Here is a 12,494-nt window from a genome sequence, read left to right on the forward strand (position 1 = left end):
GCTGAGCAGCAACGACGCGCGCACCCGGCACCGCAGCGGGTTCTCAGCGGTTTCCTCGCGAGGACAGCGTTTTCGCCTGTGGCGGAGCCACCGGTGAAAACGATCCCGCAGCGAGGAAAGCGCTGAGGTTCCGCCACCCGACCCTCTCGCCGAAGGAGCGGAACATCAAGTCAACCGAGTAGTCCGCACCGCCAGCGCTCCGGCTGCCGCGGCCCAGGCCACCAGGACCAGCACCGGCTGCCAGCCCGGCAGCGCCGCGTGCTCCAGCGCCGCTTCCAGCGAGGTGGCCAGCGCACCCGAGGGCAGCAGTCCCGCGATCGCGCCCACCGGCCCTGGCAGATCGCTCATCGGCAGCGCCAGGCCGCCGGCCAGCAGCAGCACGAACCAGATGGCGTTCGCCACCGCCAGCACGATCTCCGCGCGGAACGCGCCGCCGACCAGCACCCCGGCCGCGCCGAACGCGAGCGTGCCCAGCACCAGCAGCGGCAGCGCCGCCACGATCCCGACCGGGCTCGGCGTCCAGCCCAGCAGCGCGGCCGTGATCCCCAGCAGCACCGCCTGCAGCGCCACCACCAGCAGCGTCGCCAGCACCCGGCCGCTGATCAGCGTCCAGCGCGGCAGCGCCGTCGCGGACAGCCGCTTGAGCACCCCGTAGCGGCGGTCGAAGCCGAGCGCGATGGCCTGCCCGGTGAACGCGGTGGACATCACGGCCAGCGCGAGGATGCGCGGCGCCACCGAGTCGACCCGCGGCTCCGGCACGGTGCCGATGTGCAGCGTGCTCAGCCCGATCAGCAGCGCCAGCGGGATGATCAGCGTGAGCAGCGCCTGCTCGCCGTGCCGGATGATCAGCAGCGCCTCGATGCGGGTGTGCGCGGCGAGCATCCGCAGCGCCCGGCCGCGCCCCGGGGCGGACGCGAAGGTGCCCGCGGGGAACCGCTCGCCGGGGCGCGGGGCGTCCCGGTCGTCGTGCGCGAGTTCGGTCCCGGTGGTGCCGGTCCCGCCTGTCCTGGCGGCGCCGTGGTTCACGAGCGCAACTCCCGTCCGGTGAGGTCGAGGAACACGTCCTCCAGGCTGCGCCTGCTCACCCGCAGCTCGTTGGCGAACACGCCGTGCCGCGCGCACCACGCGGTCACGGTGGAGACGACCTGCGGGTCGATGGTGCCGCGCACCACGTAGCGGCCCGCGCGCTGCTCGACGGCCTCGTAGCCCTCGGGCAGCGCGGCCAGCAGCAGGTCCAGGTCGAGCGCGGGTTCGGAGTGGAACTTCAGCTCCTGCCTGCCCTGCGGGTCGGCGGTGAGCTCGGCGGTGGTGCCGTCGGCGACGGCGCGCCCGTGGTCGACGATGACGACCCGGTCGGCGAGCGCTTCGGCCTCGTCCATCAGGTGCGTGGTGAGCAGCACGCCGACGCCGTCGCGGCGCAGCGCGGCGACCAGGTCCCACACCAGGTGGCGGGCCTGCGGGTCGAGCCCGGCGGTGGGTTCGTCGAGGAACACCAGCTCGGGCCTGCCGACGAGCGCGCAGGCCAGCGACAGCCGCTGCTGCTGGCCGCCGGAGAGCCGCTTGTACGGGGTGCGCCCGGCGGAGGTGAGCCCGAGGACGTCGAGCAGCCAGCGCGGGTCGATCGGGTCCGCGGAGCAGGTGGCGATGAGCTCCAGCATCTCGGCGGCCCGCACGCCCGGGTAGGCCCCGCCGCCCTGCGGCATCACGCCGATCCGGGGCCGCAGCCGTTCGCCCTGGGTGGCGGGGTCGAGCCCGAGCACCCGCACCGTCCCGCCGTCGGGCCGCTGGAAGCCTTCGCAGATCTCGACGGTGGTGGTCTTGCCCGCGCCGTTGGGCCCGAGCAGGGCGAGCACGCTGCCGCGCGGCATCCGCAGGTCCAGGCCGTCGACGGCGGTGGTGCCGCCGAAGCGCTTGGTCAGCCCGCGCACGTCCAGCGCGTCGCCGTCGGCGGCCGGTCCTGCGATCACCGGGCCGGGCGTGGGGGTGCTCGCGGCTTCGTTCACGACGTCCAAGCCTATGACGTGACGGGGCGCTCATCCTTCCGGGTCGGCAGCAGCGGCGGCACCTTGCCCCGCACGAGCCACAGCAGGATCCCGAAGGCGAGCAGCGAGGCGATGACGGCGAACGGGATCTGGTAGGCGCGCAGGATGTAGGCGGCCCCGGTCGGCGGGACCACCAGCGCGACGATGGAGCAGATCGTGGCCGCGCCGATCCGGAACCGGTGGTCGTTGGTGGACAGCGACAGCGGTACGACCATCCACAGCAGGTACCAGGGGTGCAGCACCGGCCCGAACACGGCGAGCGTGCCGAGGGTGATGCCGAGCGCGGCGAGCGGTTCGATCCGCCCCTTGAACGACAGCCACAGCAGCCGCACGCACACCACACCGGTGATGGCGTACCCGAAGATCTTGGTGATGACCAGCATCGAGTTGGTGTGGTTGCCGAGGCCGAGCAGCATGCCGACGCCGCCGCCGGTCATGCCGAACGCGGTCATCGGCGCCAGCCAGGTCTTGATCCGGTTCGGCACGTCGTAGGTCTCGATCCAGCCGAGGCCCCAGCCGCTGGCCACGGTGATGATCGTCATGGTCCCCAGCATGAGTACGCCGAGCACGGCGGCGACCCCGACGAGGTCGCGCATCCGCCCGCCGCGCCTGCGCGCCACGTAGATGCCGAAGAAGCCGAGCGCGACGAAGCCCGGCGGTTTGATGGCGCCGCCGATGCTGAGCAGCACCCCGGCGAGGACCACGCCGATCGGTCCGCGCCAGCGCAGCCCGAGCTCGATCGCGGCGAGCATGATGCCGACCAGCAGCGCCTCGTTGTGCGCGCCGCTGACCACGTGGAACAGCGTGATCGGGTTGGCGGCGGAGAGCCACAGCGCGGCCACCGGGTGCACCCCGCAGCGGGCGGCGAGCCGCGGGATCGCCCAGATCGCCAGCACCAGCCCGATGATCATCACGACTCGCCAGAGCAGCACGCCGAACACGACGTCGTCGCCGATGACGCGGCCGAGGTGCTGGCCGAACAGCAGGAACAGCGGCCCGTACGGGGAGGGCGTGTCCCGCCAGATGTTCGGCACGTTGGCGACCAGCGGGTGGTCCACGCCGAGCGCGGTGGCGGGCCCCAGCGTGTACGGGTTGATGCCGAGCGCGGCCACCGCGTTCTGCGCCAGGTAGGTGTACATGTCGGTGCTGAACAGCGGTGGCGCGACGGCCAGCGGCAGCCCCCACATGACGACGGTGCGGTCCATCTGGGTGCGGCTGACCATCCGGTCCCGGCCGGGCCAGGAGAGCTTGCCGAGCCACAGCCAGGCGGTGACGACCATGAGCATGCCGAGCCAGGCGCAGGCCATGGCGACGGTGGGGATGCGCGCGGGCAGCCCGAGCAGCCGCACCCCGATCAGCGGGTTGTCGACGGGCGCCGCGCCCGCACCGATGGCGCCGAAGGCGAGCACGAGCGAGCCGGTGGTGCCGAAGCGGCGGACCAGGTCGAGCTGGCGGCGTTCGGGGGCGTCCAGCGGGGCGGGCTGGTACTCGGCGGGCGCATCGCCCGCGTAGGCGGTGTCGCTGCTGGGGGGCGCTTCGGCGACCCGGGTGGTGCCGCGTTCGTCCTGCTCAGCGCCGGTCGGCGCGGTGCCGGTGGCGTCCTGCCGTCCGGTCGCGTTCCGGGATCCGGTGCCCGCGTCCGGTGTGCCGGAGGTCGCTGACTCGCCCGGCCCGGCCTCGTCCTGCTGGTTCGTCTCGCCTGCGCCCACGGCACCGAAGCTTAGGGCAGGGGTCGGGCGGGGCGTCCCGCCGTCGCGCAACCGCCGATCGGAGTGATCCGGGTCACGTTGGTGGACCTGCGGTCTGGTGTGCCGGAGCTAAATAGGTAACATCGGTGTTGTGAAAAACGCTGGAACGTCACCTCCGGCCGCGGCCGCCGACTCGGGCGCCGCAGCCCCGGGTGCAGGCGCGCCGTCCGGGGACGGGCGGACCCGGCACTCGGTCGCCCGCCTCCTGCTGGAGCGCGGGCCGATCACCGCCGCGGCGGTGGCCGAGGCCCTCGGGATCAGTTCGGTCGCGGTGCGCAGGCACCTCGACGCGCTGGTCGCCGAAGGCGAGGCCTACACCAGGGAGTCCTCCGCCCGGCAGCGCCGGGGGAGGGGCAGGCCCGCGAAGCTGTTCCTGCTGACCGAGGTCGGCCGGGCCAGGTTCGGGCACGCCTACGACGACCTGGCCGTGGCGGCGCTGCGGTTCATCGCCGACACCGACGGTGAACAGGCGGTGCGGGAGTTCGCGCGCAAGCGGATCGCCGCACTGGTCGCCCACCACCGGGAGGCGCTGGCCGCTGCGCGGACCAGGGCCGAACGGGCCGAGGTCCTCGCCGGTGCGCTGACCCGCGAGGGCTACGCTGCCTCGACGCGCAGCGTGGCCTCCGGCGAGCAGCTCTGCCAGCACCACTGCCCGGTGGCGCACGTCGCTGCGGACTTCCCGCAGCTGTGCGAAGCCGAGACGGAGGCCTTCGCCGAAGTCCTCGGCACCCACGTGCAGCGGTTGGCCACCATCGCCAACGGCGACGCGGCCTGCACGACGCACGTACCGCTCACGCGGTCCGAGCGAACCGCCGATCGCGGCCCGGAGACCCAGGTCATCCCGGAATCCGCGTCGGCCGAAACCGATCCGGCCGCCCACGACCGGTCCCAGACCGACGGGCGGCAGACCGCCCCGATTCCTGACGGAGGGGAGTCCGTATGACTGCCGCTGCCGAGCAGCGCACACCCACCACGGCGTCGAACACCTCTGGCCAGCTCAGCCAAGAGGAGACGCTGGCGACCCTGGGCAACTACGAGTACGGCTGGGCCGACAAGGACGTCGCGGGCGAAGGCGCGCGACGCGGGCTCAACGAGGACGTCGTCCGGGAGATCTCGGCCAAGAAGGACGAGCCGGAGTGGATGCTCGAGGCGCGGCTGAAGGCGCTGCGGCTGTTCGAGCGCAAGCCGATGCCGAACTGGGGCGCCGACCTGTCGGGCATCGACTTCGACAACATCAAGTACTTCGTGCGCTCGACCGAACAGCAGGCCCAGAGCTGGGAGGACCTGCCCGAGGACATCAAGAACACCTACGACCGGCTGGGCATCCCGGAAGCGGAGAAGCAGCGGCTCGTCGCCGGTGTCGCCGCCCAGTACGAGTCCGAGGTGGTCTACCACAAGATCCGCGAGGACCTCGAGGAGAAGGGTGTCCAGTTCCTGGACACCGACACCGCGCTGCGGGAGCACCCGGAGACCTTCAAGGAGTACTTCGCCTCGGTCATCCCGGCCGGGGACAACAAGTTCTCCGCGCTGAACACCGCGGTGTGGTCCGGCGGCTCGTTCATCTACGTGCCGAAGGGCGTGCACGTCGACATCCCGCTGCAGGCCTACTTCCGGATCAACACCGAGAACATGGGCCAGTTCGAGCGGACGCTGATCGTCGTCGACGAGGACGCCTACGTCCACTACGTCGAGGGCTGCACCGCCCCGATCTACTCCAGCGACTCGCTGCACTCGGCGGTCGTGGAGATCGTGGTCAAGAAGGGCGCGCGCTGCCGCTACACGACCATCCAGAACTGGTCGAACAACGTCTACAACCTGGTCACCAAGCGGGCCAAGGCCGAAGAGGGCGCGACCATGGAGTGGGTCGACGGCAACCTCGGCTCCAAGGTCACCATGAAGTACCCGTCGGTGTTCCTGATGGGCGAGCACGCCAAGGGCGAGGTGCTCTCGGTGGCGTTCGCCGGTGAGGGCCAGCACCAGGACGCGGGCGCGAAGATGGAGCACATGGCTCCGCACACCTCCTCGACGATCGTCTCCAAGTCGATCGCCCGCGGTGGTGGCCGCACCTCCTACCGGGGTCTGGTGAAGGTCGCCAAGCGCGCCAACCACTCGGCCTCCACGGTCAAGTGCGACGCGCTGCTGGTCGACACGATCAGCCGCTCGGACACCTACCCGTACGTCGACGTGCGCGTCGACGACGTGTCCATGGGCCACGAGGCCACCGTCTCCAAGGTCAGCGACGACCAGCTGTTCTACCTGATGCAGCGCGGTCTGACCGAGGACGAGGCGATGGCGATGATCGTGCGCGGCTTCGTGGAGCCGATCGCGCGGGAGCTGCCCATGGAGTACGCGCTGGAACTGAACCGCCTGATCGAGCTGCAGATGGAAGGGGCCGTCGGCTGACATGACGAGCACCACTGACACCGCCGACGCCCAGCACGGCCTGACGGAACACTCGCACGGGGGCGCGGTCGTGCCGCAGTCCTCCCGCGGCGAGCGCTTCACCTCCTACGACGTCGAGGCCTTCGAGGTCCCCGGCGGCCGCGAGGAGGACTGGCGGTTCACCCCGATCAAGCGGCTCAAGGGGCTGCACGACGGCACCGCGCAGGCCACCGCTTCGCTGAACGTCGAGGTCGAGGCGAGCGCCGAGGTCACGGTCGAGACCGTCGGCCGCGACGACGAGCGCCTCGGCAAGGGCGGCGTGCCCGCCGACCGGATCGCCGCGCAGGCCTGGAGCTCCTTCGAGCAGGCCACCGTCATCACCATCCCGAAGGACGTGCAGCCGGCCGAGCCGGTCAGCGTCGTCGTGCACGGCCCCGGCGAGGGTGAGACGGCGTTCGGGCACATCCAGATCCGCGCCGAGCGGTTCGCCGAAGCGGTCGTCGTCCTCGACTACCGCGGCTCCGGCGTGCTGGGCGAGAACGTCGAGTTCATCACCGACGACTCCGCCCGGCTCTCGGTCGTGTCCGTGCACGACTGGGCCGACGACGCGACCCAGGTCAGCTCCGAGCACGCCTACCTGGGCCGGGACGCGGTGTTCCGACACCTGGCGGTGACCCTCGGCGGCGACCTGGTCCGGGTCAACACCACGATCACCTACGGGGACAAGGGCGGGGACGCCGAGCTGCTCGGCCTGTACTTCGCCGACGCGGGCCAGCACCTGGAACACCGGATGCTGGTCGACCACGCGCAGCCGAACTGCCGCAGCAACGTGCTCTACAAGGGCGCGCTGCAGGGCGACGCGGCGCACTCGGTGTGGATCGGCGACGTGCTGATCCGGGCCGCGGCCGAAGGCACCGAGACCTTCGAGCTGAACCGGAACCTGGTGCTCACCGAAGGCGCCCGCGCCGACTCGGTGCCGAACCTGGAGATCGAGACCGGTGAGATCGAAGGCGCCGGTCACGCCAGCGCCACCGGCCGGTTCGACGACGAGCAGCTGTTCTACCTGCAGGCACGCGGCATTCCGAAGGAGCAGGCCCGCCGACTGGTGGTCCGCGGCTTCTTCGGCGAGATCCTGCAGAAGATCACGGTGCCCGCGGTCCGGGAGCGGCTGGAGGCCGCGATCGAGGCCGAGCTGGCCGTCGTCGGCGCCTGACGCCGCCCCCACTTCCTTTCCCCACGTACCAGGAGAACACAGCACAATGGCCACCCTGGAGATCAAGGACCTGCACGGTTCCGTCCTCACCGAGGAGGGCGCCAAGCCGATCCTCAACGGCGTGAACCTCACGATCGACTCCGGCCAGATCCACGCGATCATGGGCCCGAACGGTTCCGGCAAGTCCACCCTGGCCTACGCCATCGCCGGGCACCCCAAGTACCAGATCGACTCCGGCTCCGTCCTGCTCGACGGCGAGGACGTGCTGGAGATGAGCGTGGACGAGCGCGCCCGCGCCGGCCTGTTCCTCGCCATGCAGTACCCGGTCGAGGTGCCGGGCGTGTCCATGTCGAACTTCCTGCGCACCGCCGCCGGTGCCGTCCGCGGTGAGGCACCGCAGATCCGGCACTGGGTCAAGGAGGTCAAGCAGGCGATGACCGAGCTCGACATCGACCCGTCGTTCGCCGAGCGCAGCGTCAACGAGGGCTTCTCCGGCGGCGAGAAGAAGCGGCACGAGATCCTGCAGCTGGACCTGCTGGACCCGAAGTTCGCCATCCTCGACGAGACCGACTCCGGCCTCGACGTCGACGCGCTGCGCGTCGTGTCCGAGGGCGTCAACCGGTACACGTCCAAGGGTGACAAGGGCGTGCTGCTGATCACGCACTACACCCGCATCCTGAACCACATCACGCCGGACCACGTGCACGTGTTCGCCGGCGGCAAGGTCGTCGAGTCGGGCGGGCCGGAACTGGCCGACGAGCTCGAGAAGAACGGCTACGTGCGGTTCACCGGCAAGAAGGAGGCCGTCGCGCAGTCATGACCGCTCAGCCCCTCACCACTGCCGGTGCGGCCGCGGGCCCGCTGGACGTCGCGGCGATCCGCTCCGACTTCCCGATCCTGGGCCGCACGATCCGCGACGACCGGCGCCTGGTGTACCTGGACTCGGGGGCGACGTCGCAGCGCCCCCGCCAGGTGCTGGACGCGGAGCGCGCCTTCGTGGAGACCTCCAACGCGGCGGTGCACCGCGGTGCCCACCAGCTCGCGGAAGAGGCCACCGACGCCTACGAGGACGCTCGCGCCAAGATCGCCCGCTTCGTGGGTGCCGGGGTGGACGAGGTCGTGTTCACCAAGAACGCGACCGAGGGCGTCAACCTGGTCGCGTACGCGATGAGCAACGCCGCGACGTCCGGGCCCGAGGCGGAGCGCTTCCGCCTCGGCCCGGGCGACGAGGTCGTGGTCACCGAGATGGAGCACCACGCGAACCTCGTGCCGTGGCAGGAGCTGTGCCGCCGCACGGGGGCGACGCTGCGCTGGTTCGGCGTCACCGAGGACGGCAGGCTCGACCTGTCCGACCTGTCCGGGGTGCTCACCGAGCGGGCCAAGGTCGTCGCCGTCGCGCACCAGTCCAACGTGCTCGGCACGGTGAACCCGCTCGGCGAGATCGTGGCGCGGGCGCACCAGGTCGGCGCGCTGGTCGTGCTCGACGCGTGCCAGTCGGTGCCGCACGCGCCGGTGGACTTCGCCGAGCTCGACGTGGACTTCGCGGTGTTCTCCGGGCACAAGATGCTCGGGCCCTCGGGGGTCGGCGTGCTCTACGGGCGGCACGAGCTGCTGCGCGCGATGCCGCCGTTCCTCACCGGCGGGTCGATGATCGAGATGGTGCACATCGACCGGTCCACGTTCGCCGAACCGCCGCAGCGGTTCGAGGCCGGCGTGCCGATGACCTCCCAGGTCGTCGGGCTCGGCGCGGCCGTGGACTACCTGTCGGTCGTCGGCATGGAACGCATCGCCGCGCACGAGAAGAAGCTGGCCGCGGCGGCGATCGAGGAGCTCTCGGCGATCGACGGGGTGCGCATCATCGGCCCGGGGACCACCGAGTCCCGCGGCGCCACCGTCGCGTTCGTGGTCGACGGCGTGCATCCGCACGACGTCGGGCAGGTCCTCGACAGCCAGGGCGTCGAGGTGCGCGTCGGCCACCACTGCGCGTGGCCGCTGCACCGGGCGTTCGGCGTGCCCGCGACGGTCCGCGCCAGCTTCTACCTGTACAACGATCTGGACGAGGTCCGGGCGCTCGGGGAAGCTGTGCGGGAGGCCCAGCGTTTCTTCGGTGTCGGGTGAACGGCTGAAGGACGTGTGATGCAGCTCGAACAGATGTACCAGGAGATCATCCTGGACCACTACCGCAACCCGCACGGGCACGGCCTGCGGGACCCGTTCGACGCGGAGTCCTCGCAGGTCAACCCGGTGTGCGGGGACGAGGTGACGTTGCGGGTCCGGTTGGCCGGCAACGGCCTCGACGCCACCGTCGAGGACGTCTCCTACGAGGGGCAGGGCTGCTCGATCAGCCAGGCCTCGATCTCCGTGCTCACCGACCTCGTCGTCGGCAAGTCGGTGAAGGAGGCGATGGGGCGGCAGGCCGCGTTCAGCGAACTCATGCAGGGTCGCGGCCAGGTCGAACCCGACGAGGACGTCCTGGAGGACGGCATCGCGTTCGCGGGGGTGGCGAAGTACCCGGCACGCGTGAAGTGCGCGCTGCTGGGCTGGATGGCTTTCAAGGACGCCGTTTCGCGCGTCGTCGACGAAGTGGGAGCGTCATGACAGACCGAACCCAGGTGCAGGACGAGCAAGCAGCCGCGGGCGAGGCCACCGACGTGGCGCGCGGCGCCGAGAACCTGCCGGAGCCCCCGGCGCCGGCCGCGGAGCTCGCCGCGCTCGAAGACGTGGAGGAGGCGCTGCGCGACGTCGTCGACCCCGAGCTGGGGATCAACGTCGTCGACCTCGGCCTCGTCTACGACGTGCGCGTGGAGCAGGACAACAGCGCCACGGTGGACATGACGCTGACCTCGGCGGCCTGCCCGCTGACCGACGTGATCGAGGAGCAGGCCCGCTCCGCGCTCACCGGCGGTCCCGGCGGCGGCCTGGTCAGCGACTTCCGCATCAACTGGGTGTGGATGCCGCCGTGGGGTCCGGAGAAGATCACCGAGGAGGGGCGCGAGCAGCTGCGCGCGCTCGGCTTCACCGTCTGATCCGGTCCGACCCGGTTCGCAGCGGCCCCGGCGGGACTCCGGTCCTGCCGGGGCCGCCGTGCGTCCGGGGCCGTGCGTCCGGGGCCGTGCCGCGCGAGGTGGTGGCGGGAGCGCCGTTCGGGGCCGTGCCGAGGTCATCGCGCCCGGGACTGCGGGCGGTCGCGGTCCGGGTCCTGCGACGGGAACATCCCCTCCGCCGGGCCGATCGGCTCCGGGAACGGCTGCGGCGCCGGTTTCCCGCGCAGCACGTCGACGTGGTCCGAACCGGGCCGCGACATCACCCAGCTGGACCCGGTGAGGTCCTTCGCCCGGTGCTTCAGCGGCGCCAGCAGCCGGGAGGCCTCGTCGTAGCCGGTGACGGTGCTCTGCGTGCACACCAGCGTCGCCAGCGACAGCGTCACCGGGATGCCGCCGGCCTCCCGCGGCGGGTCCAGCAGCAGCTCGGACAGCGGCACCAGGTCGTCCAGGTCGGCCACCAGCAGGAAGTCGTCGCCGCCGACGTGCCCGACGCGCACCGACGGCAGCGAGGCCGCCGCATCCGTCAGCCCCCGGCCGATGGACCTGATCAGGTCGTCCCCGGCGGAGAACCCGGCGCCGTCGTTGATGGCCTTGAACTCGTCGATGTCCAGCCAGCTCACCGCGAACACGTCGCCCGCCGCGATCCGCCTGCCCACGTCCCTGGCGATGGCGTCGCTGCCGGGGAGCCTGGTCAGCGGGTTCAGCGCCGCCGCCTCCTCCACCTTCAGGTCGGCCATGCCGCGGATGAGGTGCCCGGCCCGCACCGCGCCCAGGCAGCGCCCGGACTCGTCCACCACGATCGCGTCGTCGTACATCCGGTACTGGTCGGAGCGGGTCACCAGGCTCAGCGCCTCGATGGCGGTGGTGGCGGTGGTGACCACCCGCGGTTCGTCGGCCAGCCGCGACGCCGGGCGCTTCGCGTGCAGCGCGTGCCCGTAGGGCCCGGTGACGGCGAGCAGGAACCGGTTGCGGTCGATCGTGTACTGCGGCCGGTTGTGCTCGTCGACGAGCACCACGCCGCTGATCTCCGGGTGGTCGGCGAGCACGCCGCGCACCTTGTCGGCCGTCGCGTCCACCGACAGCAGGGTGGCGGGGGAGAGGAATTCGGTGACCCGCGGGCCCGCGGCGAGCGTGTTCACCGGCTGCCCGGCCGGATCGGTGACCTCGGCGGCCACGCCCGGCACGGTGATCGTGGTCGGTGGCCGGCGCGCGGGCGGGGCGAGCAGGTTGCCCTGCACCAGCCGCACCCCGGTGCGGCGCAGCGCCGAGAGCTGCCGGTCGTTCTCCACGCCCTCGGCGACCAGGTCGGCCTCCGCGGCCTCGCACAGGTGCCGCACCGCCTCCAGCACCGCGCGGCGGGGCGCCGAATCCGGCAGGCCCCGAACCACGCCCCGGTCCAGCTTCACCATGCCCGGTTCCATGTCGGCGATCAGCGCCAGCGGCACGTCACCGTCACCGACGCCGTCCACCGCGATCTGGAAACCGTCGGATTTGAGTGCCTGCACGCCCTCCACCAGCTGCGCCGGGTCGAGGCGGGCGAACGGCGGGCCGATCTCCAAGGTCACCTCGTGCTCGCGGCGGCCCACCTCGTGCAGCCGTTCCCGCAGCCGCTCGATCCGGGTCAGGTCGTGCGTGACAGTGCCGCCGAAGAGGTTGAGGTGCAGCGGTAACAGCGTCTCGTGGTCGGCGGCCGCGGTGACGGCGGCGCGCGCCAGTTCGACGTCGAGCTCGGTGAGCCTGCGGTGCCGGGCCGCCTCCCGGAACAGGTCGTGCACGCCCCCACCGGTGGGCCGGGCTAGGGCCTCCACCGCCACGATGGCACCGGTCTTGACGTTGATCAGGGGCTGGAACGCGAAGCGCACTTCGTTGACCAGCGCGAGCACGGGGTCGATGCTGCCTGCACTCATGGCTCTCCATCGAGCGGGTTCACGACCTGTTCACCGACATCTCAGCTGCTCCTCGTCTGCGGACGGGGGGTTGCCGGACGCCAACCTAGCGCGACGAACCGCCCCCGGGCACCCAGCTCGCCCACCCGCTGTGGGAACAGACACAGCGCCCTGACGTG

11 protein-coding genes are annotated in these 12,494 nt (G+C 71.7%); 7 read left to right on the forward strand and 4 right to left on the reverse strand.

Going from position 1 to position 12,494, the window contains the following annotated elements; translation table 11 throughout:
- Window positions 1–165 precede the first annotated feature (165 nt).
- The 3 genes from AC29IT_RS09630 to mptB all read right to left on the reverse strand — a co-directional run bounded on the left by AC29IT_RS09630 (window position 166) and on the right by mptB (window position 3,751).
- Entirely contained in the window at window positions 166–888 is a 723-nt protein-coding gene (locus AC29IT_RS09630) for an ABC transporter permease (protein ID WP_358440715.1), read from the reverse strand.
- Window positions 889–1,022: 134 nt separating this feature from the next.
- A complete protein-coding gene (locus AC29IT_RS09635) occupies window positions 1,023–1,964 on the reverse strand; it encodes an ABC transporter ATP-binding protein (protein ID WP_488218580.1) in 942 nt (313 codons plus the stop codon).
- A 50-nt stretch (window positions 1,965–2,014) separates the two neighbouring features.
- Window positions 2,015–3,751 carry a polyprenol phosphomannose-dependent alpha 1,6 mannosyltransferase MptB gene (gene mptB / locus AC29IT_RS09640; RefSeq protein WP_488218472.1) on the reverse strand — a complete coding sequence of 579 codons (1,737 nt, stop codon included), beginning with the start codon at window positions 3,749–3,751 and terminating at the stop codon, window positions 2,015–2,017.
- A 130-nt stretch (window positions 3,752–3,881) separates the two neighbouring features.
- Between mptB and AC29IT_RS09645 the strand changes: the two genes are divergently transcribed.
- Genes AC29IT_RS09645 through AC29IT_RS09675 form a run of 7 tightly spaced genes read left to right on the forward strand, consistent with a single transcriptional unit; the run spans window position 3,882 to window position 10,411 of the window.
- Entirely contained in the window at window positions 3,882–4,733 is an 852-nt protein-coding gene (locus AC29IT_RS09645; protein ID WP_358440686.1) for a helix-turn-helix transcriptional regulator, read from the forward strand.
- Window positions 4,730–6,193, forward strand: coding sequence for a Fe-S cluster assembly protein SufB (gene sufB / locus AC29IT_RS09650; protein WP_358440688.1), 1,464 nt, complete (start codon window positions 4,730–4,732; stop codon window positions 6,191–6,193). Before AC29IT_RS09645 ends, sufB begins: the two co-directional genes overlap by 4 nt.
- 1 nt (window position 6,194) lies before the next feature.
- Complete coding sequence (sufD, locus tag AC29IT_RS09655; protein ID WP_358440691.1) at window positions 6,195–7,385, forward strand: Fe-S cluster assembly protein SufD; 1,191 nt, start codon at window positions 6,195–6,197, stop codon at window positions 7,383–7,385.
- Window positions 7,386–7,431: 46 nt separating this feature from the next.
- Window positions 7,432–8,205 carry a Fe-S cluster assembly ATPase SufC gene (sufC, locus tag AC29IT_RS09660; RefSeq protein ID WP_224957672.1) on the forward strand — a complete coding sequence of 258 codons (774 nt, stop codon included), beginning with the start codon at window positions 7,432–7,434 and terminating at the stop codon, window positions 8,203–8,205.
- Window positions 8,202–9,503 carry a cysteine desulfurase gene (locus tag AC29IT_RS09665; protein WP_358440693.1) on the forward strand — a complete coding sequence of 434 codons (1,302 nt, stop codon included), beginning with the start codon at window positions 8,202–8,204 and terminating at the stop codon, window positions 9,501–9,503. The genes sufC and AC29IT_RS09665 overlap by 4 nt, the downstream gene beginning before the upstream one ends.
- Window positions 9,504–9,521: 18 nt before the next feature.
- Window positions 9,522–9,983, forward strand: coding sequence for a Fe-S cluster assembly sulfur transfer protein SufU (gene sufU / locus AC29IT_RS09670; protein WP_224957670.1), 462 nt, complete (start codon window positions 9,522–9,524; stop codon window positions 9,981–9,983).
- A complete protein-coding gene (locus tag AC29IT_RS09675) occupies window positions 9,980–10,411 on the forward strand; it encodes a metal-sulfur cluster assembly factor (RefSeq protein WP_224957669.1) in 432 nt (143 codons plus the stop codon). The genes sufU and AC29IT_RS09675 overlap by 4 nt, the downstream gene beginning before the upstream one ends.
- Window positions 10,412–10,545: 134 nt before the next feature.
- Here the strand turns inward: AC29IT_RS09675 and AC29IT_RS09680 are convergent, their stop codons facing one another.
- Window positions 10,546–12,336 carry an EAL domain-containing protein gene (locus AC29IT_RS09680; protein ID WP_488218473.1) on the reverse strand — a complete coding sequence of 597 codons (1,791 nt, stop codon included), beginning with the start codon at window positions 12,334–12,336 and terminating at the stop codon, window positions 10,546–10,548.
- Between the last annotated feature and the right edge of the window lie 158 nt (window positions 12,337–12,494).

The sequence above is a fragment of the Saccharopolyspora sp. MMCC62 genome, assembly GCF_057736575.1.